Below are 21,754 nucleotides of genomic sequence, written 5' to 3'. Positions count from 1 at the left end.
TACACTTCGTTACCTGCACGACCTACCGAGGAGCATGATGGCGGACGGTCCGACCTATCTCCGGATCGCGAACCTTCTCCGTGAGGAGATCCGTGCGGGCACTTGGAAACCGGGCGATCGACTGCCGAGTCACTCCGAGCTCGCCACCCAGATGCAGGTCTCGATCACCACCTCGCGCAACGCGATTCAGGTGCTCGTCGCTGAAAATCTTGTCTACACAGCGACTTCCCGCGGCACCATCGTGCGAAACCAGGAAGTACTGGAATCGGTGGTCACCGACCACATCCGTCGCGATCGGCCGAAGTCGGCGCACGACATCTTCTCCGAGATCGCGCGCGCGGCCAACCGCGAACCGTCCAAGCAATTCAGCACCAGGATGGAACCCGCGAGCGCCGAGGTCGCGCGCTGGCTCGGTGTCACCGCCGACTCCTGGGTGCTTGCCCGCACGGTCGTGCAGTACCTCGACCACGAACCGTGGTCGTGGGAGGTGAGCTTCTACCCCCGCGACCTCGCCGAAGCCGCCGGCATCGACTCCCCCCGCGATATCCCCGAGGGCACCACCCGGCGTCTGGCCGACCGCGGCTACGGCGAGACCGCCCACCGCGATACCGTGCTGGCCCGTGCCGCCACCGCCGAAGAAGCGGCGGTACTCGGCGTCGCCACCGGCACCGTCCTGCTCGACCACCTGCGCATCGGCGCCAACCACGAACGCGTCACCCGCGCCACCCGCCACCGGTCTCTGGCTGGCCGCAATCAGCTGGCCTACCAGCTCGGCGACACCACGGGCACCGACGTGATCGCCCGCACCCTCGGCATCGCACCCGGGTTGGCCGTCGCGGTGCCATGACGGTGCGCCTGCGCCCGGCCACCCTGGGCGATCTGCCGCTGATCTGCCGCCTGCGCGTCCAGCGCACGTCGTGGCTGACGGCACGCGGGTCGGATCAGTGGACGGTGGCCGGACGCGGCAGGCCGATCGAGATCTTCGCCGGGGCGGTGGGGCGGGCGCTGGACCGGGGCGAGACGTGGATCGCGGAGGTTGACGGTGAGTCCGCGGGGACGATCACGGTCAACCATCGTTCGGATCCGGGTCTGTGGTCGGCATGGGAGCTGGCCGAGTCGGTGATCGTGCATTTCATGATCGTCGATCTGCGGTTCGCGGGGCGACGAGTGGGCGATCACATGTTGGCCCATGCGGCGCAGCTCGCCGACTGTGAACACCGGCCGTGGGTCCGCTTGGATGCGTGGACGACCAACGCCGGACTCCACAACTATTACCGCCGTGCGGGTTTCGCCCTGGCGCGGATCGCGGGTCCGGTGGCCTCCGGTCCGTCGACGGCCCTGTTCGAACGACAAACGTGCACCTGGCCACCCCGGCTGCCGCCGAGATTCACCGCACAGCGGAGATTCTCGGCGGCTTCGATCCGGGACTGACTCACACCGGCGGCAGGTCGGCGATGTGGACCATCTCGACACCGCGACTGCGCGAGATCAAGGTGCCGCGACCGGGCGGCAGCTTGCTCGGGCGGACCTCGCCGATGAGCTTGCCCTCGTCGCGCGAACCGCTCATGATCAGCGTCTGCACCGACAGGTTCTTCATCGCGCCGAGGATCGGGTCGTAGAGCGCCCTGGACGCGCCGCCGATGCGTCGCGCGGCCACCACGTGCAGACCGATGTCCCTGGCCTGCGGCAGATACTCGATCAGTGGCGCGAACGGGTTGATCGAGCTGGTGGCGACCATGTCGTAGTCGTCGATGACGACATAGATCTCCGGACCCGACCACCAGCTGCGTTCGCGGAGCTGCTGCTGGGTGATGTCGGCGCCGGGGATCCGCTTGGACAGGTAGGTGGCGACCTCGGAGATCATCGGCCCGCAGGTCTGCGACGAGGTGGAGTAGCCTGCCAGCTGTTTGCCGTCGAGCACGCCGAGCATGGTGCGCCGGTAGTCGATGAGGATCACCCGCGCCTCGTCGGAGTTCGACTGCTCGGTGATGCCCATGACGATATTGCGCAGCAGCGTCGTCTTGCCGGATTCCACGTCCGCGAAGGCCATGAAGTGCGGCTCGATCCCGAAATCGAGGACGAGGGGCTGCAGTTCGGACTCGTCGAGACCGACCACGACCTTGGTGCCGTTGAGCACGGTGCCCTGCTCGCGGGCCGTAGCCAGCACCTGCTCGCGCGGGAACCGCAGCGGCAGCATGCGCACCTCGGGCGCGCGGCGACCCTGGTAGAGCTCGGCGAGGCCCTCTTTGGCGCGGGTGACGCCGTCGGCGATGGAGGCCGGGTCGGAGTCGGAATCCAAGCGCGGCAACGCGATCAGCAGATGCAGATGTTCGGCGTTGAGGCCACGGCCCGGCCTGCCGACCGGAACCTGGTGCGCGACCCGGCGACCCATCTCGGAGTCGGACGGGTCACCGAGGCGGAGCTCGATCTTCGTACCGATCTGGTCCTTCACCACCGGCCTGATCTCGGCCCAGCGCGACGCGCCGATCATCAGGTGGATGCCGAACGACAGACCCTGGGTGGCGATGGCGTTGATCTGCGCTTCGAGCATGTCGAATTCCTCGCGGATCGCCGACCACCCGTCGATCACCAGGAACACATCGCCGAACCGATCGGCGGCCAGCGGGTCGCCGGGGGCCGCGGTGGTGCCGTTGATCTGCCGCGCTTCGAACGCGGAGAACTTGCGCCTGCGGAACTCGATCATCGATTCGATGCCGAGCTCGGCGAAGCGTTCCTCGCGCTGTCGCATCAGCGTGGTCAGTTCGGCGACCGTGCGGCGCACCCGGTCGCCGTCGAGGCGACCGGCGACCGAACCGACATGCGGGATGCCGACCATGCCCGCCATGCTGCCGCCACCGAAATCGAGGCAGTAGAACTGCACCTGTTCGGGGGTGTGGGTGGCGGCCGCGGCCATGATGATGGTGCGCAGGGTGGTCGACTTGCCCGACTGCGGACCGCCGACCACGGCGGTATTGCCCAGCGCGCCCGCGAGATTGATCGTGAGCACATCGCGGCGCTGCTCGTAGGGCTTGTCGATGACGCCGATCGGCATCCAGAGCTGACCGTGCCGGTTGACGGGCGAGCGCCAGTCCGGATCCGGGAGCAGCATGTCGGCGGTCGGCGATTCCTCCAGTGGCGGCAACCACACCTCGTGTGCCGGCCTGCCGTGGCCGTTGAGCCGCTTCACGACGACATCGAGCAGCGAGTCCGGAACGCCCTCTTCGACAACGGGTCCGGTGGGCGGCGGCGGTGGCAGCTCCGGCCTGCCGCGCACGGCGGTGTCCTCGACCGGAGCCTGCTCCGGTTCGGTGACCTCCACCGGTGCCGCGGTGAAGACCAGCGGCCGCTGCCCCGCGACGGGCGCGCCGTCGTCATCGATGACGGTGCCCGCGGGTGCCACGTACGGCCCCGACACATAGCTGGCGTTGAACCGCAACGGTTCGGAGGCATCGCTTTTCAGGTAGCCGGCGCCGGGGACGCTGGGCAGGTGGTACGCGTCGGTGATACCGAGCACGGCACGGGATTCGTTGGCGGAGAAGGTCCGCAGACCGATGCGGTAGGACAGGTGCGATTCCAGACCGCGCAGCTTGTTCTCCTCCAGGCGCTGCGAGGCGAGCAACAGGTGGACGTGCAGCGACCGGCCGAGGCGGCCGATCATCACGAACAGTTCGGCGAAATCTGGCTTCTGCGAGAGCAATTCGGAGAACTCGTCGACCACGACGAACAACGCCGGTAGCGGATCGAGCGGAACGCCGGCGGCCCTGGCCTTCTCGTAGTCGGTGACATTGGCGTAGTTGCCCGACGAGCGCAGCAGTTCCTGGCGCCGGTTCATCTCGCCCGCCAGCGCGTCCTTCATGCGGTCGACGAGCGAGAGCTCCTCCTCCAGGTTGGTGATCACGGCCGCGACGTGCGGCAGCGAATCCAGACCGAGGAAGGTCGCGCCACCCTTGAAGTCGACGAGCACCAGGTTCAAGGCGTCCGGCGAATGCGTGGTGACCATGGAAAGCACCAGGGTGCGCAGGAATTCGGACTTGCCGGAACCGGTGGCACCGATGCACAGCCCGTGCGGGCCCATGCCGTTCTCGGCCGATTCCTTGATGTCGATGTCGACGGGGGTGCCGTCGGGAGTGACGCCGATCGGCACCCGCAGGCGTTCACGCGCGGTGCGCGGGCGCCACACGCGGGCCGGATCGATCTGTGCCGCATCGGGAATGCGCAGCAGCGCCATCAGCCCCGGATCGGTGGTGGTGCCCTCCCCCAGGCTGACGATCTGCGCGGCCGTCGCCAGCCGATACCGTGCCAGGTCGCGGGCGAAGGACTCCGCCTCGGCCAGGCTGACCTCGTCGGCGGTGGCGAATCGCTCCACCCCGGCCGCGCTGCGCGCCGACACCGCGCCGTCGCTGACCACCAGTTGCAGCCCGCGCCGAGCCGCCAGACCGTCGGCGGGGGCGGTGAGGTCGAGCACGGTGACCGAGTCGAGGCCGGATTCGCTGATGATGCGCTCGTTGCCGCTGATGTAACCGTCGTCGATCACCACCACCAGGTGCAGACGCCCCTGGGTCGGCTGCGGATTGCGCATGAAGCGACCGCGTTCGAGCAGTTCGACCTGCAGGGCCGATTCGAGCTCACCGAGAGAGGTGTACAGCATCCTGGCGGTGCCGAGGCCGTCGCGCTGGCTCGGATGCTGCAGGTGCGGAAGCCATTTGGTCCAGGCCCAGTGCGCGTCGGGGTCGGCGCACACGATCGCGACCGCGAGGTGGTCGGGCCCGTGGAAGGTGGCCAGCTCCATCACCATGCCGCGAACGAGCTCGCGGGACTGCTCGATGTCGCCGCCGATATTGATCGCCGGGAACGCGCGCGCCGAGACCGCGGTCGGCAGTTCGTGCACGACCGAATGGGTGCGAACGAAGCGGCGCAGTGCGACGGTAGAGACCGGTTCGAGGTCCTCCAGCGGACCGGTCTCGGGCCTGGCCAGCTTGGTGGCGAGGCGATGGCTGCCGATGCCGACGCGCACGTGCCCGAAGTCGGGATCGTTCGGGCGACGCTCCCACATCCGCCTGCTGCCGATCAGCGAGGCCAGGTCGGCCGGCTCGGGATGGCTCCAGCGCAACGTCTCCAGTTGCTTGATGCCGGTGCCGCGCACATCTTTTCGCACCTGGTCCAGGTAGCGGAAGTAGTCCTTGCGTTCCTCGTTGAGCTCGACGGCGCGCTTGGGGCCACCGCCGCGCATGCCCGCCATCATGCCGACCATCGACATCAGCATCATCATCGGGAACATCATCGACATCGGGTTCGACAGCAGGTTGCGGCCCATCGTCGCCATCATCGCGATCATGCCGACCACCGCCACGACCATGATCACCGGCATGATCTTCATCATCAGCGGTGCCGGAATCGCGCGGTCGATCTCCGGCGGCGGGGTGAGCGCGACTTCACCGCCGGGGGCGCGCGGTGGCGCGATCCGGGGACGTCGGACGAAACCTTCGGTAGCCATCGTTGCCTCTACTACTCGAATTCCGAATTCAGGTCAGCCCGCCGTGCGCGGAACGGAAAGCCTAGTGCGGCACCGACTCCGAGCACGGTGAGCAAGGTCAAGGAGCCGATGATCGCCACCTGTCGTGGGCGTGGATCCGGTTCGGCGGGTGCCGCTGGCGCCGCGATCGGGTGACCGCTGTCCGCGCCGGTGCTCACCGGATCGGTGGGCAGCGGTGCGGTGAGCGCGGCCAGCGGATCGATCAGGCCCGCGCCGATCGCGTCGTCGCGGCCACGGCCCGGCGCGTGTGCGGTGCGGGTGATCCGGTCGATCACCTGCTGGGCATTGAGCTCGGGGAACTCGGCGCGCACCAGCGCGGCCAGACCCGCCACATACGGTGCGGCGAAACTGGTTCCGTCGACCGGTTGCACGCCCTGCGCGGTCTGCACGCCGTCGACCAGTCCGCTCCCGCCCGGCTTGCTGTCGAGCGAGACGATATTGCGCCCGATCGCGGCCACCCCGATCCACGGCCCGCGCAACGACAGCGCCGACGGTGCGCCGTTGGCGTCCACCGAGGCCACCGACAGCACGTACGGGGTGAACCACGCCGGAGTCGGGACGGTCGCCACCGCACCCCACCCGGAACCCTCGTTCTGGGTCTGGCACGCGCCACCCTGCTCGACATTGCCCGCGGCGGCGACCACCACCACATTGCGTTCGTAGGCGTACTTCACCGCGGCGCCGAGCGCGCTGTCGGCGGTGTCCGAACCGGCGGTGGTGCAGGCGACTTCGGAGATGTTGATGACCGTGGCACCCATGTCGACCGCGCGCACCACGGCCGCGGCGAGGGTGAGCACGCTGCCGTAACCGTCGCTGCGCAGCTCGCCAACGGGCTTCTCCGCGCCCTTACGGTCCTTCGGTTCGTAGGCGAGGCTGAGCTGGCGGATCGAGAGGATCTCGGCCTCCGGCGCCACCCCGACGAAGGCATCGTCGGGCGACGGCCTGGCGGCGATGATGCCTGCCACCAGGGTGCCGTGCCCGTCACAGTCGACGGTGCCGTCGGTGTCGCTGACGTAATCACCGCCCGGCTGCAGATCGGGCAGGCGATGGTGGCGGTTCACGCCGGTGTCGATGACGGCGACCTTCTGCCCCGCACCGCGATTGAACTGCCACGCCGAGGGCAGATCGAGCACCTGCTGGGCCATCGGCGGCTCGCTCGGCGCGCTCCCGCGCAACACCGGCTCGGCGCACAGCTCTCGCTGCTCGGTGGGTTCCAACGGGGCCGGTCGGGTGCTGAGCACCACTGCCGCCTCGAGCGCACCCGAGTCCACCTTGGGTGGGGCGATCGCGACCGCGGGCACGGGCACCCCCGCCACGGCCGCGAGGATCGCCGCCGCGCAGGCCGATCGGATCACGGTGTGCCGCCGGGATATCCGGCTCATATGTTGCGAGCGGTCGCGTACACGTCCATTACCCACAGCGCCAGCGGGATCAGGGCGATGATCAGCAGGTACTCGAAGATCTCGACCATCCGCCTCGTCACCGGTGTCACCTCGACGTGCGGGCCGACCACCCCGAAACCGACCACCCCGAGCGCGATCACCAACAGCATCGCGATCGCACCGAATTCGAGCGATCCGTGCCCGAGACCCAATCCGAGGACCACGGTGATCAGCGTCAGCGCACCGCCTGCGATCAGGGTCGCGGCCTGTCCGAGATCGGCGTACGAGCGCCCGCGCAGGCACAGGATGATCGCCGTGACCACCGCCAGCGCGACCCCGCCCGAATGGATCGGGCCGAACGGGTTCGCCGCACCGAATGCCCCGAGGCCGGCGGTCACCGCGCAGGCGGCGACCAGGCCGGTCTGGATCTGGTTCGCCACCCGCGCCCGTTCACCGAGGCCGGCGGCCGAGGGCAGGGCGATCGCACCGATCGCACCGATCCCCTCGATGGTCGGACGCTGTTCGTGGTCGGCCGGGTCGATCGCACCGCCCGCGGTGGGCACCGGTGGAATGGGCAGGCGCGCGGTCACCGCCGCCAAGCGCGGCACCGAGGACAACAGTATGATCCCGATGACCAGCACCCCGGCGAACAGCTTCGGCAGCGCGGGCTCCCAGATCAGCGACACCGTCGCCGATCCGGCCGCGATCACGCTCATCGCGATCGCCCCGGCGAACAACCCGGCCCCGATCCCGGTGAGCCGAAAGCCCGCGATCGCGGCGACGAGCACCACCACGCTGCCGAGCAGCACATGCGCGGCACCGAGCGAGCCGGGCACCAGCAAGGCGCCGCCCCCGAACAACAGCAGCAGCGCGTCGAGCGACAACCAGTTCCCGGTGATCTGGTCGAGGTATTTGCGGGCCGCGATCGCCGCCGCGGCCGAACAGACGATCCCGGTTCCGAGCAGTACGAACGCGGGGGCGAGCGGGTCACCCGTCGCGCGCGAGACAACGAGCAGCGCGAGCGCGGCGACGATGGCGACGGTGGCGAGCACCAGGCCGGTCCAGCGCGCGGCGGAACCCGACCAACCGCGGAACTCACCTGCGGTGAGCCGGGATACGGCGTCGATCACATCGTCGAACAGCGCGGGCGATTCCTTGCGCGTCACCGGGCTCAGTACCAGCAACTCGCCGTCGTAGACCTCGGCCTCGGTGAGCGTGCGGCTCGGCGCGAGCGGATCCTGTCCGAGCCGGGCCAGCGTCCAGTGCTGGGCCCGCACCGGCGTCGAATCCTCGTCGCCGTCGGGCAGTCGCGGAGCACGCGAGCGGATCAGCGAGACCAGATCGCCGATGAAGCCGGCGATCGGCACGGTGGCGGGCAGTCCGATGTCGAGCTGCGTATCCCCCCCGATCACCGAAACACGGCATAGTTCGGGTTCATTGCCTAACAACGTCGACACCAGTGATGAACTCTCAGTCGTAGCTGACTACTTCCGTTGCAACCACCCGGCAGCGTTACCTAATCTAACGGACAGGGCAAGCCGGCGCGATCGAAGCTTCGTCGCCAGGGTTGAACGTAATGCACACACCAGACGAAGATTTCGGGGTTCGCACCATATGCCAGACATTCGCCAAGCCCAGCGTGCCTTCGACGCAGGTGTTCTGTCGCTCGGCCTGTCCATCGACGGCCAGGAGTCCGCGCGCGACAGCGAGTACGCCAAACTCGCCTTTCAACGCGCCACCGAATGGGATCCGTCGATGTGCGACGCGTGGCTCGGCCGCGCGGCCGCTGGCGAGGTAACCAACGAGGTGCTGTTCAATCTGCACCGGACCAGCCTGGACTCGCTCGGGCGTGAACAGCGCAGGCTCGGCCTCGCCCCGCGTGCGATGGCGGGCCGGTTCCTGCCCGGTCTCTACATCGACTACCCGCTCGCCGGGCTCACCGAGATCTGGTTGGCCTGGGCCGCGCGCCAGATCGAGGACAAGAACTACGAGCAGGCCGAGCAGCTGCTCGACGAGCTCGCCGCCCTGCGCAGGGCCCGATCCGAGGACCCGGACAAGGAGATCGACGACCGGATCAGCACCTACATTCGCGGTGTCCTGCACTACAACACGCAGCGCTGGTCGGACGTGATGACGGTGCTGGCGGGCTCCGCCGAGTGGAAGGATCCGTTCCTGGCGACCGGCGCCCACGTGATGGTGGGCACAGCCTGCGCTCAGCTCGGCCTGTTCGGCGAGGCGATCCGGCGGATGGAAGCCGCTGAGGCAGGACCGATTCCGTCGGCGCGGTTCACCGCCATGTACAACCGCGGGCTGTGCCTGCGCGAGGCGGGCAACGAGGGCGAGGCCCAGGCGCTGTTCGAGCAGGTCTACTCCCAGCTGCCCGATTTCACCGCCAATACGACAGCGATGCGCGACCGCACTTTCCGAATCCTGGTCACCAGCCGCGAATCCATCGACGCCAGAACGAACAAGTGGGATCCGGCCTCGGCGCCCACGATGGCGCAGATGGACGAGGCCGATGCCGAGGATCGCGCCAAGACCGTGCTCGCGGCGGCCCGCGCCGAACTCGACAAACAGGTCGGCCTCACCTCGGTGAAGACCCAGGTCGCCAAGCTGCAGTCCTCGGCGCAGCTGGCCAAGATCCGCGCCGAGAAGGGGCTGTCGAGCCAATCACGCGGCCAGCACCTGGCTTTCACCGGACCGCCGGGAACGGGCAAGACCACCATCGCCAGGGTGGTCGCCAAGATCTACTGCGGGGTCGGGCTGCTCAAGACCGACAAGGTGGTCGAAGCCAAGCGGGTCGACTTCGTCAGTCAGAACCTCGGTGGCACCGCGATCAAATCCGAGAAGCTGATCGACAGCGCGATGGACGGCGTGCTGTTCATCGACGAGGCCTACACCCTGATCCAGACCGGCCTGTCCGGCGGTGACGCGTTCGGTCGCGAAGCCGTCGACACCTTGCTGGCGAGGATGGAGAACGACCGCGATCGCCTCGTGGTCATCATCGCGGGCTACGACGGCGAGATCGATCGACTGCTCACCGCCAATGACGGTCTGGCATCACGCTTTTCCAAGCGGCTGCAGTTCCCGTCGTACACCCCCGAGGAGCTCGGGCAGATCGGCGAGATCATCGCGGGCAGCCGCGATTCCCAGCTCTCCGAGGCGGCGGTGGCCGCACTGATCGAATCGTGCACCTACCTGTACAACCTGGAGAGCACCGATCAGAGTGGGCAGCCGCGGCGCGGTGTCGACCTCGCGGGCAACGGGCGCTTCATCCGCAATGTCATCGAGGCGGCCGAGGAGGAACGCGAGTTCCGGCTGGCCAACGACATCGACGTCGATCTGTCCGAGATCGACGACGACGTGCTGATGCGGGTCGAGGAATCCGACATGCGGACAGCCCTGGAAGCCATCATCGCGACCCTGAACGTGGGTCGCTAGGCGAGCGCTATTTGACGGCGGGCAGCGAATCGAAGCTGGTGAGAGCGTCCTTGGCCGACAGCGTCGGTCCCGGGACCAGCTGACCGACGATCGCCCACGGTGCCAGCCGCGGCTTGTCGCCCAGACCAAGGACGGCGGCGGTCGCGGCATCCGGCACGCCGTAGCGAACCCCGTTGTCGGCCACATAGAACAGGGATTCGCGGCGCTGGCTTCCCGGCTCGGTACCGGTGACCTGGACCAACTCGCCCGAGCCCGGCGACAGGTACACCGCGTCCATGCGGTCGCCGGTGCCGTCGGCGCTCGACAGCACGACCGGTGCCGCCGACCGCGCCAATGGCAGCTCGGCACCGGTCAGCAGCGTGCGGGCGGCCCGCTCGGCCGGGCCGTCCACCGACTTGCCCTGCGCGACAGCGGCACCCGGCGTCTTCGACCAGCTCACACAGGCCACCGGCGCGTCCTCGGCGCTGACCAGGCGCGGCGTGCGTTCGGGGAAATCGTCGATCGGCAGGACGCGCAGCACCGGCATCCCGGCGAGTGCGTCCGGCGCGACGACGGCGATCTCGCGCATGCCGCGTGAGTCGGCGTTGCGCAGCAACTGCGCGGTGAACTCCGAGACCGGCTGGACGCCGTCCGCCAGCACCACGTACAGGACTTCCTGACGGTCGGTGCCGGGCACCGAGATGATCCCGCCCACCGGCACACTCGACAGCTTGCCCGGACCGGGCGAACCCGCCTGCGGAATCGCCGGCACCACCAGCGGTGGCACCTCGGTGGTGGCGCCGAGGAATCCGGTGCCCATCGGTCGCGGCCTCTGGCTCGACAGCCCCAGGGTCCGCGCGATCACCGAATCGTTGGGGTCGATCTCGGCCCTGGTGCCCTGGTAGACCAGGTAGGTCTTGTCGCCGCGCCGCACCAGCAGCGCGTCGTCGGCGCGCGCGGCCCCGATCCGATCGCTCAGTTCCGGCTTGCCGACCAGCACGGTGGTGAGGCCACCCGTCGCTCCCGACGCGCTGCCGCTCGACGAGAGCTTGGTGGTCTCGCACAGTGTCCAGTCCGAACTCGCACCCTGGCCGGAGCCTGGCAGTGCCAGTGGGGCACCCGGGATTCCGAGCATCGGCCCGCGCGGCAAGGCGCCGAGCTTGGCGTCCTTGACCGAGTTCGGGGACTCGGCGGCGCCCGCGATCAACCGGGCCGACGCCAGATTCAGCACCGGGTGCAGGGTTTTCGTGCCGTCCTTGGCTGCCACGACCACATACATCGCGCCGCTCTGCTTGCCCGTGACGATCAGCGAGTCACCGATCGCGCCCTGCGGCTTCAGGAAACCGAGAATGGCGGCACCGGCGACGACGATCAGGCCGAGTACCGCGCCCACCCACATCGACCGGCTCTGCGAACGCATCGGATCGTGCAACATCCGCACGTCACGGCGGATCAGCGCGTGGTCGAGTCTGCGCAGGAGAAACCGATAACCGTTGACCTGGGCCTTGGTTGTCAGCTGTGCCGGCACGCGTTCTCCATTGCTGCGATGATCACGTTCTCGCTCGACACGGTACCGTAATTCCGGAATTGCCTTTCACCATGATTCGACGTATGCCAGCCAGGGACAACGATTTTGAACAATGGGATGAACGCCGGGCAAACCGGTGGCGACAACGTTTACGACACCTTGCGTGATCCGGAATTCTGGCTCTTCCGCATCTTTCCGCTGCGGGCCTGCGTGCCCGTGGCGGTGCTCGCCGCGATCGTGGCCTGGATCGTCCTCGCGACGACCCGATCGGTGCCGGGCGCGATCGGCGCCGCGGTGGCGGTGCTGCTGATCGGGCTGGTCCCGATCCGGCGGCGCACCCCCGCGGTCCGGCTCGGCGGGTGGATCGGTCGCAGGCTGGCAGGCCACACCGACACCATCGACCGCGCGCCCGCCTTCGACGTGCCGCTGGCCGAAGGCGGTGGCTGTGGAATGCGCTGGGACGGCGATCTGCTGCTGACCATGCTGCGCATCGACCCGCCGCCGGACTCCCTGACGCTGCTGCGCAGCGGTTCGCTCAGCGCCGACCAACTGTTGCCGATCACCGAGATCGCGCGCTGTCTGGATCAATTCGATGTTCAGCTCGTGAGCATCGATGTGATCGCGACCGGTGCGCGGACCGCGGGGATCGGCGCGGCGGCGCAGCTCTACGACCGCATCCTCGGTCCGCTGCCCGCCATCGCGCACCGCACCTGCTGGCTGGTGCTGCGCCTTGAACCGGTCGCCAACGCCAACGCGGTCAGCAAGCGCGGTGGTGGCGCCGAGGGCGCGCTGCGCACGATGATCATCGCCACCCGCCGGGTCGCCAATCGCCTCGCCACCCACGGCATCGACGCGGCCGTACTCACCGCCACCGAGATGAACAGCGCGCTGCGCGAGCTCACCCATGGGTTCGATCCGCTGCGGCTCACCGAGTCGGCCCACGGGCTGGCCACCGAACAGCGGAATCGGCCCGAGCGCACCGCGTCGCTGCGTGCGCAGGTCACCGGGCAGCGCGAGCAGCCCGAGCACATCGAGCCGGAGACCGCGCCGCGTCATCTCACGCACTACCAGCTCACCGCGCCGATGATCGCCACCTTCGGCTTCGCCGAGATCTGGTCCACGCCGAGCCTGTCGACCACGGTGACCCTGCGCCTGCACCCGGGTGCGCGGCGCACCGACCGCCGCGACGATAAGGCCGACACGGTGGTGCTCAACGCCGTCGTCCGCTTCGACACCGCCGCACCGCTGGACCACAAGCCGCTGGCCGGACTGCGGGAACTGCCGGGCAGTCAGGGCCGGATCCTGCTGGACACCTTGCCGATCGGCGCCGCCGAGGACCTCGGCGGACGTGACGGTTACCGCGGCACCCTCGTCGCGCTCACCGACATCGCCGTGCCGACCACCGGCTGCGGGCAACTCATCGGCGCCGACGCGACCGGTCAGGGGATCGCCGTGCCGCTGATCGGTGAAGGCACCCGCCACGTCGACGTCATCGGCAATCTCGACCTCGCCCAGCAGGTGATCCTGCGGGCGACCGCGCTCGGCGCACACGCTGTCGTGCACACCGCCCGACCGCAGGCCTGGCAGTCGATGGTCGCCAATCTGGCTATGCCCCAGCTACTCTCGATCGCACCCCGCGCCGCGGGCGCCACGCCGCAACCGCAACTCGGACCGCCCCCGATGCCCGCGGCGCCGTACCCGGCCACCACCGTCCTGGTGTACGACGGCATCGCGCCGACCAGCCACCTCGGTGGCGCCACAGTGGTCGAAGTGCGCACCGCCGAACGCGACCCCGACGACTTCGCCCCGGATGTCACGCTGACCCAGGACCCCCACTCCCCCAACCGGATCACCGTGCGCACCAGCACCGGCACCGCGACCGTCACCATGGTCACGACCCCCGACGAGATGCACTACATCGGCGAATCACTGGCCGCCCGCTGACACGACGAAGGCCGACCGGTGAGACCGGTCGGCCTTCGCGACGAGCGGATCAGAAATCCGCGAAACCGTCGCCGACCTTGCCGTCGGCCTCGAGGGCGCGGTTGAGCGCCGATTCGACCGCTGCGGCCAGGTTGTCGAGCCTTTCGAGGGTGTCCCCCAGCTCGGCCTTCAGGTCACCGTCCGCCTTCTCGAAATTGATGTGCGCGTTCTCACCCTGCAGAGCGGCCTTGAAGTTGGTCGCGGCGGTCTCCAGTTCGGAGATCTGACCGCGCATCTTGCCACCGAACTCCTGCAGGTCGCTGAACAATTCGTTCATCGCCTTGGGATCGTAAAGAATGGTCATGCTCTAGTTCCTTGTCGTATCGATGCCGATGTCGATCGTGAAGAAATGATCAGGTGTGGAGAGTGGTGGCCGGCGCCGCGCCGCCGCCGCCGCCCGAACCGGCGCCGAAACCGGCCTGGTCCATGTTCACGATGGTGCTCTTGCCGGATTCGATGGCGTCGTTGAACCGGTCGAACTTGGCGTTCAGGTCAGCGGCCTCTTTGTTCCAGATCTCGGCGACCTCGACGAACTTGTCGTGCGAGTCACCCTTCCAGCCTCTGACGACGGCCTGAGCGGAGCCGTCGATCTCGTTCACCGAACGACGAAGTGTGCCGATCGCTTCCTGCAGCAACGTCACAACATTGTCTACGCCGCCGGCTTCTACGCCTACTGGTCCCTGAGGGGGCATTGTCGAACCTTTCCTTCTTGATGGGTGACACGGGAGTTGGCTATTCGGAACGCCACCCCCCACCGGGAAGCCCCTCGAGGAGCGCACCGATCGCCTGGGTGAGGCGGTGGTCGGTGCCCGGCGTGATGGTGGACCACATCTGGCCGTCGGGCGCCGTCATCGGCGCCACGACGATCCGGCCGCGCGCGGTGTCGTACACCGCGACCGCGCCAGGAGCCTGGGTGGTCAGCCCGTCGTGGTGGACGGAGGCTGTGATCTCGGTGTACCCGCGGCAGGAGCCGAAGGCCGCGCCGAGCACTGTCGCCTCGTGCGCGTCGATACCGAGCGCGTACATCGCGTCCACGTAGTCGGAGGTGGTATCGGCGGCGTCGAGGCGCCGCGACAGGTCGTCGGCCGCGACGCTGACCGTGGAGATCTCGGCCTGCGGGCAGGCAGGCAGCGCGGCGAGCAGCAACCGGGTGAGTTCGCGGTCGGATCCGTCGATTCCCGGCGCCACGACCTCGAACGAGGATCCGGTTCGCGAGGCGACGGCATGCTGGGAACCGCGGCGCGCCAGACAGATTCGACGTTTGCCGTCCTCGCCGTAACAGCGCGCGACCAGTTCCGCGTCGGGGGCGGCGAGGGTGAACATGGCCTCGGCCAGGCCCGGTTCGACATCGCCGTAGCTGTCGAAGACGCCACCCGCGGTGAGTTCGGCGACGGCACCGTCGCGCGCGGCCTGCCAGGCCTCGATCGTGTCCTGCTGCGGCCCGACGGCGAGCACCAGCGGCAAGGTCTGCACGCCGAGGCGTTCGGCGACCGCGAGCAGCGAATCGTTGGTCAGTGTTGTCATCCCGCACCGCCGGCCTGCGCGGATCCGGACTGCGGCGCCGAGCGCTCGGCGACACCGAGAACAGCGGGGGCAGCCTGGATTTCGCCCTCTGCCACCAGTTGGTCGGCTTCCTCGTAGGCCAGGCCCGCACGGGGGAAGCGCGCCGCATCCTGCCCGCCCGCGGCGGTCGCCATCGGGCCGGGCGCGATGGGTGTGGTGTGTCCGGCCGGGGTAGCCACCGGCGCCGGCTGCGCGGCCGGTGCGACAGCTGCCGCGGTCTGCGCGAACACCGGTGCACGATAGGCGGTTTGGACCGGTGCGGGCATGGCGGGCAGGCCGCCGAGTCCCAGCATGCCCATCCCCGGCAGCGCCGACGCCGTCGCCGCCGATGCGGCCTGTCCACCTGTTTGCTCCGCCGCCAGCGCGGTCTCGGGCACGATCGGCGGTGGCGGCACATGCAGCCACGGCGTGGCCAGCGGCTCGGTGGCCGCCTCGTAGCTGCGCATCACCCGGGAGGCAACGGCTTTGGCCACATCGGCTTCGGCGTCGTTGTGCGCGGCGACGGCTTTGATCGGCGCGCCGAGCACGGCGCCGATCGCTTCCAGTGCCTTCTGCATCTCGGCGATCGCGGCGATATCGGCGGTATTGGGCATCGCCAGCGCCGCCACTTCGTAGGCCAGCACCTGCGCGTGCATCCTGGCCGCGTTGGCGGTGGCGGCGGCGGCTGTCTCGACCAGCCAGTCGCGCAACGTGGAAACCCGTTGCCACACTTCATCACTGCGCCCGGACTGCCAGGCACCGCGAAGTGTCGCCAGCACCTGCTCGTAGTCGAGCACGGCCGCGCCGAAGGCCGCGGCCAGCCGCGTCCAGGCGGCGGCCGCGTCGACCATCGGCATCGGTCCGGAACCGGTGGTGAGTTCGGTGGCCAGCCGTTGCGGCTCGCGCGCCTCCCACACCACACCGGTGAATCCCGGCTGTGGTGGTTCGATCATCAGCCGCCGAAGCCGGTGGTGTTGTCGGATTCCATCCGATCGAACTCGGCGACCTGCGAGCGCAGCGTGGCGGCGAACTTGCTCATCTCGCGCGCACCAGACTGGGCTCCGGTCAGATAGTCGTCGGCGACACCATTGGCGGTGACCGCGGCGCGCGCGGACACCTCGTCGGCACCCGCGGGTGCGACATGCAGCGCGGGTGCGACCGCGGTCAGCTCGGTGGAGAGCCGATCGACGATGGCGTCGAGCGCCGACGCGGCCTTACCTGCTGCGGCGGAATCGAATTCGAAGGTGTTGGTCATGGCCACTCCTGTCGTCACAGTTCGAGTTCTTTGTCCGGTGGTGCTTCGGTGGTCACGGTCTCGGCACCGCCGACCACCGGCATCGAGACTCCGTCGATCGCGCCGACGACCTCGTCACCGTGCTGGCCGGTGACGAGCTGGGTGTGCACGGCGTCGTTGCCGCCCCCTTCGGCTGCCCGCGCCATCGGCATGCCCGCGCCCGCCGCGCCGCCGCCCATCGGCATGTAGCCGGGAGCCGACGAACTGGTCGCGGTCGTGGCGTTGCCGCCCACCGCGCCGGTGCCTGCCCCGAGGCCACCGACACCCATGGTGGAAAGGCCACTGCCGCGACCGCCCTGCCAGGGACTCAGCGGCGTGGCCGCGGCAGCCGCGCCGCCGATGCCACCGCCGATCATGCCGCCGCCACCGCCGCCGAACCCGCCGGCGGTCGCGGCCGATTCCTCGGCGGCTATCGCGTCGCCCGTGGTCCCGGAATCGGTTTTCGCCGTGTTCGCGGTGGACGCCGACAACGAGTTCACCTGCTCGGCCAGCGTTCCGAACGACGAGGCCGCGGTGGTGGCGGTACTGATCAACGGCGTGATCATGCTCATCAACTGGGACAACGATTCCGACGAGTCGACGCCGGTCGGCGCGTTGGTGATCTCGACCTTCTCGCCCGCCTGCGTCATCTGCGCGCTGTGCCCGAGCAGCTGCACTTTGGTTTCCGCGGTGATCGCGAGCGCCTCGGTCATCGCCTCGACCGTCGCCGCGACCAGCACACCCTGCCCGACCGGGGTCAGCGCGTAGAGCGGCGCCAGCGCCACGGTGGCCGAATAGCGCGCGATCACCGCGGCCAACTGGGTCGCACCGGTCGCCACACTGCCCGCCGCGCCGGTGAGTACCGCCTTCTCCTGCGTACTCTGCGTGGCCAGCTTCGCCCCATCGGCCTGTGCGGCGGTCGCTTTCGTCGTCGCCTCCGACGCCGCCGCGCTCTGCCACAGCGACATCACCGTCTGCAGCGCCGTCGAACCGAGCGAGGTCACCGTGCTCAGCACCGAGTTGATGTTCGACAGCATCTCGGTGGGATCGACGGAGGTGTCGGTACCGGAACTGGTGGCGCCGAGCTGCCCGGTGCCGAACGCCGACGCCAGCTGGGTGAGCGGCTGCATCAGTGCGGTCAGATCGATCGTCGGCAACGGCGGCATCTCCGGCAGCTGCACGAACTGCGGAAGTTGCGGAAGCTGTGGCAGACCCATCGAACTCAGCGCCTGGCTCACCGGCTGGTCGAGCATCGGCGCCAGCGCGCTGCCGCGCATCAGCTCGAGCACCGTCGGATCCGGCGCCGCGCCGCTCGCCGGAACTCCCCCTGGATAGGACATGGCTACTTGCCGACCGCCGCGATACCGAGGCCGGCCGCGGCGTCGGCACCCTCGTAGGTGGTCGCCGCCTGCGACGCGGTGAGAGCCGTGCCCGCGTGTACGCCTGCCAGCTGCGCCACCGAGGTCAGGTGGTTGGCTTGCGCGTACGCGAACGACATCAGGAACTCCTGGCCGATCAGGCCGAACACCGGCACCACCGCGCCGACTGTCGCCGCCTGATCGATGGCGCCCGCTTGGGCGACACCGGCCGCCATGGTGGCCGACGCACCGGCGTAGGCACGAACCGCATCGGGAACTACCGCGACCTGATTCATAGCAATCGTCCAATCTCGAAACAGCCCATGGTGTTTCGTTACTCTATCTACCAGTGGAAGACCAGCGCTACGCGTAGCGCCGGTAAAATTTCGTTTAACCGCAGGTGTTCGCTTCGTTGAACGCCGTGATGGCACCGGCCCGATCGGCGTAGGCGCGCGCGAGGGCCGCGCGCGCGGTGTCGACCAGTACCCGCTCGAAATCCGCCGGGGTGAGTTTGCTGATCGCCGCCGAGAACTCCAGCCCGACCAGTGCGCCGGTGCCGTCGACGGTTACCGTCACCGCGCCGTCGGGTGAGGTCTCCTGGGCCCGAATCCCCTGCGTCGTCTCGCTCAGATCCTGCAACCGGTACAGCTGACCCTGCACCCGCGCGATGAGCTCGTCCATGGTCTCGACCATCGGCGGCTACCTCCTTCTGCTTCGGCGGTGACTCATACCGACCGCAACCAACTGTCGGGCTCGGTGTCGTAGTCCTGCTCCTCGACGATCTCGGCCGCCGCGACCTCGGCCTCGGTCGGGAGCCCGGTGGCGGCGAGCAGACCCGGATCGAACCCGGCCTCCGCCAGCTGATTTCGCCGCGCCAGCCCGGCCCGCTTCGCCGACTTCCGGCACAACCGCAGTACCTCGGCCGCCAAGGCACTCGGGTCGCCGCGCAGCTGATCGGCATCGAGGGTGATCCCCACCGGCAGCCCCTGCTCCGTGGTACGCACCTCGATCCCGCCCGTCAGCGACGCGGCGGTGAACTCGGTCGGAAATTCCCCCATGTGCCCTCCTACGCCCGATCATCCTTGATGGCTCTGACAATTTCGGCGATCTGCGTGTTGATCAGCGAGACCAGCCGCCTGCGATCGGCAGGTACCACCCGCGCGGGCGAACCCGGCACGATCACATACCGCCCGTCGCCGACCACGTCGCGCCACACCAGATACAGCCGGCGGACACCGCGCGGGCCGAATCGCGACCAGCCCTGTTCGATCTCGATCGTCCCGGCGAGGTCGTCGGGTTCGCCCAGAAACCTCGCGCTTTCGGCCGCGCCATCGTCGCCGGTGTCGTGGACGAGGGAGCGACGCATCGAGAAGTCGACATCCGGGGCCGTGGTGTCGATCAGCTCGAACTCACGGAGTCCGCCCGCGGCGGCCTCGGGGAACAGCGACGCCACCACATCGCCGAGAGCCAGCGCGTCATGCCGGGTCACGGTGAAACCGGCGGAGTCGGACATGGTCGCACCGGGTTTCTGGCGCACCACGAACGCGTTGTCGCCCTTGCGGACGGCGAGCACGCGCAGTGACCGCGTCGGATTCTCCGGTTCGCGCCCGTCGATTCCCCGCGCGATCACCCGGATATCGGGACGGGTGAGCGCATCGGTGAGCACCTCGAGCTCCCCGTTCGACCGGCGCCGAAGTGCCTGCCAGGCCTCGTGTTTGACCCGCACGCTCTCGGCGTAGGTCTGCGCCGCGCCACGATAGCTGAGCGGCTCGGGCAGACGTCCCTCCTTGAGTTCGTCGTACATCGCGGCGAACTCCACCGGCGTGAACTCCACAACGGCCGTCATTGTTCGATGACCGGTCTCGCCACGATCGGCGCGTCGCCGAGCGCCTCGTCGAGATGATCGACCGAGTCGAGGTAGTCGGCGCGCTTGTGTTCTTTCTGCTGCCCGCCGCCCGCGCCCGCCCCGGCGCCGCCCATCGGCATACCGCCCATCGGCATGCCGGAACCGGCGCCCGCGAGGCCGGCCCGGCTCGCCATGGCATCGAGACCGGCCACGCCGACGCTGGCCCGGGGGAACAGACTCGACGAGTTCTGCAGGCTCGGTCCGGACAGCCCGGCACCCGCACCACCGCCACCCGAGCCACCGCCGCCACCACCGCTCTTGGCCGCCGCGGTCATCTTCTTCGCCTGGTCCTCCAGCGAGGAGCTCAGACCCGCCAAGCCGGGGACCGACGACAGCGCGCTCTGGTCCGCCCCTGACGCTGCCGAACTCGCCTGCTCCAAGGCAGACTGCGCGGCCGAACTCGCCTGCTCCATACCGGAAGTCAACGCCGAGGCAGCCTGCTCCAGCCCCGAGGACGACGCCGCCGCGGCCTCTTCGGCGGCCTTCGCCGCCTGCTCCGCCGCGGCCCTCGCGGCGGCCTTCGCCGCATCGCTGGCCGCTGCCTTGGCCGCGGTCTGTGCCGCCGTTTGCAACGCGGACATCCCGCTCTGGAATCCGGAGGAGAGGCCGGCGGCGCCCGAGCCACCACCTGATCCCGAACCGCCACCGGATCCCGAACCGCCGCCGGTACCCGTCCCGTCCCCCGCCGGGTTACTGCCCGTCGTCGGCGGGATCGGGTCGGGAAGCAGGGCGATCTTGTTCGCGGTGTGATCGACACCGGGCACATAGGTTGCTTCCAGCGCCGCGGCGTAGCGCGCCTCGTGGGCCAGCTTCTTGCGCGTCTCATAGGCCCGCACCGACTCCGGTGACAGATATTCGACGTCGGTAGAGGCCACGGCCTGCATCGAGAGTCTGGTCGCGTAGATCCACTCGGCGACGAACTGCAGGAGCTCGCCGAGCGAATTCATGCTGTCGACGAGTTGCTGATTTCCCGTGCCGTACGCCGAGATCGCCTTCCGCGCGCGGTCGGCGCCACCACCTTGACCCGGGCTGGTCCAGCTGTTCTCGCTGGCGATCATCTTGTTCGACAGGCCTTCGAACTTTTCGTTCAGTCTGCCCGCCAGGAACGTCCAGCTCGACCCGGCGTTCGCCACCTTGGTTTCCATGTTCGGGCTGGTCATGGACTCGACGATCTTCACGTACTCGTCGTAGTTGAACTGGGTCGGGTCCTCGGATCTGACGATCATCTCGTTGTCGTAGGTGATGCCCTTGGATGGCGTGAGCAAGCTGTCCGGCATTCCACCGTCGGTCTTCTTGAGGATCGAGATGTCTATGCAACGCACGAAGGGCTCGGGGCGGGTGCCGAGGCTCTCGGTCTTGCCCTTGTCCGAATCCATCCGTTGCCGCAGGGCAGCCAGATCCGCTTTGCCGCCCTCGTCGCCGCCCTTGTACGCCTTCCCGGAGGCGAGGAAGGTATCGCCCATGTCGTCGAGGATCTTGCTGTGGTTGTCGAGGATTCCTCGCAGGTCGCGCCCCTTGGCCGAGAACCGGCTCGCCAGCCCCGCCGCGGACGGGATCACCGCGGCGAACGAGGCGAGGTTATCGACCCGGTCCAGCTCAGCTTTCACCGAATTCACCCGGATCCGGACGTCGATCGCCTCGTTGACGAGGCCTTCGATGACCTTCGGTTGCAACTCCAGCGCACCGCTGAGCGACTCAGCACGCAGCCCACTCCACGGATTGGGTGTCTCAGCCATACGGGACTGTCCTCCTCGTCACCGCGCAGGCTGTCCCTGCGACGAGACCTGCCTGCGCGATCGATTCCTTCGGCGTAGCAACGATTCTAATGT

At 68.7% G+C, this 21,754-nt stretch carries 19 protein-coding genes; 4 read left to right on the top strand and 15 right to left on the bottom strand.

Annotation, left to right across the window (positions count from 1 at the left end; all coding sequences use genetic code 11):
- The first annotated feature begins 37 nt into the window (after positions 1-37).
- Positions 38-847, top strand: a complete 810-nt coding sequence (locus ACFWO8_RS21945) for a GntR family transcriptional regulator (RefSeq protein ID WP_378954015.1) — start codon at positions 38-40, stop codon at positions 845-847.
- Complete coding sequence (locus ACFWO8_RS21940; RefSeq protein WP_378954010.1) at positions 844-1,431, top strand: GNAT family N-acetyltransferase; 588 nt, start codon at positions 844-846, stop codon at positions 1,429-1,431. Before ACFWO8_RS21945 ends, ACFWO8_RS21940 begins: the two co-directional genes overlap by 4 nt.
- A gap of 1 nt (position 1,432) precedes the next feature.
- On the opposite strand, the gene eccCa is transcribed toward ACFWO8_RS21940, so the two are convergent.
- Genes eccCa through eccD form a run of 3 tightly spaced genes read right to left on the bottom strand, consistent with a single transcriptional unit; the run spans position 1,433 to position 8,372 of the window.
- A complete protein-coding gene (eccCa, locus tag ACFWO8_RS21935; RefSeq protein ID WP_378954004.1) occupies positions 1,433-5,494 on the bottom strand; it encodes a type VII secretion protein EccCa in 4,062 nt (1,353 codons plus the stop codon).
- A gap of 11 nt (positions 5,495-5,505) precedes the next feature.
- Positions 5,506-6,915: a type VII secretion-associated serine protease mycosin gene (gene mycP, locus ACFWO8_RS21930; RefSeq protein ID WP_378953996.1), complete on the bottom strand. Its 1,410-nt coding sequence runs from the start codon at positions 6,913-6,915 to the stop codon at positions 5,506-5,508.
- Positions 6,912-8,372 (bottom strand): type VII secretion integral membrane protein EccD, encoded by a 1,461-nt coding sequence (gene eccD, locus ACFWO8_RS21925; RefSeq protein WP_378953991.1) that lies wholly within the window; start codon positions 8,370-8,372, stop codon positions 6,912-6,914. Before eccD ends, mycP begins: the two co-directional genes overlap by 4 nt.
- A gap of 157 nt (positions 8,373-8,529) precedes the next feature.
- Between eccD and eccA the strand changes: the two genes are divergently transcribed.
- Complete coding sequence (eccA, locus tag ACFWO8_RS21920) at positions 8,530-10,356, top strand: type VII secretion AAA-ATPase EccA (protein ID WP_378953985.1); 1,827 nt, start codon at positions 8,530-8,532, stop codon at positions 10,354-10,356.
- A gap of 7 nt (positions 10,357-10,363) precedes the next feature.
- Here the strand turns inward: eccA and eccB are convergent, their stop codons facing one another.
- Positions 10,364-11,863: a type VII secretion protein EccB gene (eccB, locus tag ACFWO8_RS21915; RefSeq protein WP_378953979.1), complete on the bottom strand. Its 1,500-nt coding sequence runs from the start codon at positions 11,861-11,863 to the stop codon at positions 10,364-10,366.
- Positions 11,864-11,980: 117 nt separating this feature from the next.
- Here eccB and eccE point away from each other — a divergent pair, with 117 nt between their 5' ends.
- Positions 11,981-13,807, top strand: a complete 1,827-nt coding sequence (gene eccE, locus ACFWO8_RS21910; RefSeq protein WP_378953971.1) for a type VII secretion protein EccE — start codon at positions 11,981-11,983, stop codon at positions 13,805-13,807.
- A 49-nt stretch (positions 13,808-13,856) separates the two neighbouring features.
- On the opposite strand, the gene ACFWO8_RS21905 is transcribed toward eccE, so the two are convergent.
- The 11 genes from ACFWO8_RS21905 to ACFWO8_RS21855 form a co-directional block, all read right to left on the bottom strand.
- Entirely contained in the window at positions 13,857-14,150 is a 294-nt protein-coding gene (locus tag ACFWO8_RS21905; protein WP_378953967.1) for a type VII secretion protein EsxR, read from the bottom strand.
- A 49-nt stretch (positions 14,151-14,199) separates the two neighbouring features.
- The gene (locus tag ACFWO8_RS21900; protein ID WP_378953965.1) at positions 14,200-14,538 is read right to left on the bottom strand and encodes a WXG100 family type VII secretion target; all 339 of its coding nucleotides are present in this window, start codon (positions 14,536-14,538) and stop codon (positions 14,200-14,202) included.
- Between the two features lie 40 nt (positions 14,539-14,578).
- On the bottom strand, positions 14,579-15,370 hold the full coding sequence (locus ACFWO8_RS21895) for an ESX secretion-associated protein EspG (RefSeq protein WP_378953962.1): 792 nt from the start codon (positions 15,368-15,370) through the stop codon (positions 14,579-14,581).
- Complete coding sequence (locus ACFWO8_RS21890) at positions 15,367-16,341, bottom strand: PPE domain-containing protein (protein WP_378953954.1); 975 nt, start codon at positions 16,339-16,341, stop codon at positions 15,367-15,369. Before ACFWO8_RS21890 ends, ACFWO8_RS21895 begins: the two co-directional genes overlap by 4 nt.
- On the bottom strand, positions 16,341-16,643 hold the full coding sequence (locus ACFWO8_RS21885) for a PE family protein (RefSeq protein ID WP_378953948.1): 303 nt from the start codon (positions 16,641-16,643) through the stop codon (positions 16,341-16,343). The genes ACFWO8_RS21890 and ACFWO8_RS21885 overlap by 1 nt, the downstream gene beginning before the upstream one ends.
- Positions 16,644-16,657: 14 nt before the next feature.
- Positions 16,658-18,001, bottom strand: coding sequence for a hypothetical protein (locus ACFWO8_RS21880; protein WP_378953943.1), 1,344 nt, complete (start codon positions 17,999-18,001; stop codon positions 16,658-16,660).
- A gap of 2 nt (positions 18,002-18,003) precedes the next feature.
- A complete protein-coding gene (locus ACFWO8_RS21875; protein WP_378953937.1) occupies positions 18,004-18,315 on the bottom strand; it encodes a type VII secretion target in 312 nt (103 codons plus the stop codon).
- Positions 18,316-18,409: 94 nt separating this feature from the next.
- Positions 18,410-18,712, bottom strand: a complete 303-nt coding sequence (locus ACFWO8_RS21870; protein ID WP_378953931.1) for a YbaB/EbfC family nucleoid-associated protein — start codon at positions 18,710-18,712, stop codon at positions 18,410-18,412.
- Positions 18,713-18,744: 32 nt separating this feature from the next.
- On the bottom strand, positions 18,745-19,077 hold the full coding sequence (locus tag ACFWO8_RS21865; RefSeq protein ID WP_266296720.1) for a hypothetical protein: 333 nt from the start codon (positions 19,075-19,077) through the stop codon (positions 18,745-18,747).
- Positions 19,078-19,085: 8 nt separating this feature from the next.
- A complete protein-coding gene (locus ACFWO8_RS21860) occupies positions 19,086-19,865 on the bottom strand; it encodes an ESX secretion-associated protein EspG (RefSeq protein ID WP_378953922.1) in 780 nt (259 codons plus the stop codon).
- Positions 19,862-21,661, bottom strand: a complete 1,800-nt coding sequence (locus ACFWO8_RS21855) for a hypothetical protein (protein WP_378953918.1) — start codon at positions 21,659-21,661, stop codon at positions 19,862-19,864. The genes ACFWO8_RS21860 and ACFWO8_RS21855 overlap by 4 nt, the downstream gene beginning before the upstream one ends.
- Positions 21,662-21,754: the final 93 nt, after the last annotated feature.

Source organism: Nocardia sp. NPDC058480 (genome assembly GCF_042720495.1).
GTDB lineage: Bacteria > Actinomycetota > Actinomycetes > Mycobacteriales > Mycobacteriaceae > Nocardia.
Note: the sequence above shows the minus strand (reverse complement) of the source record. Positions and strands in the feature narration are given on the sequence as shown.

Excerpts from the sequence above, each read along its gene's own strand:
- eccE (WP_378953971.1), top strand. The coding sequence starts at position 11,981 with ATGAACGCCGGGCAAACCGGTGGCGACAACGTTTACGACACCTTGCGT.
- ACFWO8_RS21880 (WP_378953943.1), bottom strand. The coding sequence starts at position 18,001 with ATGTCCTATCCAGGGGGAGTTCCGGCGAGCGGCGCGGCGCCGGATCCG.
- ACFWO8_RS21865 (WP_266296720.1), bottom strand. The coding sequence starts at position 19,077 with ATGGGGGAATTTCCGACCGAGTTCACCGCCGCGTCGCTGACGGGCGGG.
- ACFWO8_RS21945 (WP_378954015.1), top strand. The coding sequence starts at position 38 with ATGGCGGACGGTCCGACCTATCTCCGGATCGCGAACCTTCTCCGTGAG.
- eccA (WP_378953985.1), top strand. The coding sequence starts at position 8,530 with ATGCCAGACATTCGCCAAGCCCAGCGTGCCTTCGACGCAGGTGTTCTG.
- ACFWO8_RS21875 (WP_378953937.1), bottom strand. The coding sequence starts at position 18,315 with ATGAATCAGGTCGCGGTAGTTCCCGATGCGGTTCGTGCCTACGCCGGT.
- ACFWO8_RS21860 (WP_378953922.1), bottom strand. The coding sequence starts at position 19,865 with ATGACGGCCGTTGTGGAGTTCACGCCGGTGGAGTTCGCCGCGATGTAC.
- mycP (WP_378953996.1), bottom strand. The coding sequence starts at position 6,915 with ATGAGCCGGATATCCCGGCGGCACACCGTGATCCGATCGGCCTGCGCG.
- ACFWO8_RS21900 (WP_378953965.1), bottom strand. The coding sequence starts at position 14,538 with ATGCCCCCTCAGGGACCAGTAGGCGTAGAAGCCGGCGGCGTAGACAAT.
- ACFWO8_RS21855 (WP_378953918.1), bottom strand. The coding sequence starts at position 21,661 with ATGGCTGAGACACCCAATCCGTGGAGTGGGCTGCGTGCTGAGTCGCTC.
- ACFWO8_RS21940 (WP_378954010.1), top strand. The coding sequence starts at position 844 with ATGACGGTGCGCCTGCGCCCGGCCACCCTGGGCGATCTGCCGCTGATC.
- eccCa (WP_378954004.1), bottom strand. The coding sequence starts at position 5,494 with ATGGCTACCGAAGGTTTCGTCCGACGTCCCCGGATCGCGCCACCGCGC.
- ACFWO8_RS21895 (WP_378953962.1), bottom strand. The coding sequence starts at position 15,370 with ATGACAACACTGACCAACGATTCGCTGCTCGCGGTCGCCGAACGCCTC.
- ACFWO8_RS21905 (WP_378953967.1), bottom strand. The coding sequence starts at position 14,150 with ATGACCATTCTTTACGATCCCAAGGCGATGAACGAATTGTTCAGCGAC.
- ACFWO8_RS21885 (WP_378953948.1), bottom strand. The coding sequence starts at position 16,643 with ATGACCAACACCTTCGAATTCGATTCCGCCGCAGCAGGTAAGGCCGCG.
- ACFWO8_RS21890 (WP_378953954.1), bottom strand. The coding sequence starts at position 16,341 with ATGATCGAACCACCACAGCCGGGATTCACCGGTGTGGTGTGGGAGGCG.
- ACFWO8_RS21870 (WP_378953931.1), bottom strand. The coding sequence starts at position 18,712 with ATGGTCGAGACCATGGACGAGCTCATCGCGCGGGTGCAGGGTCAGCTG.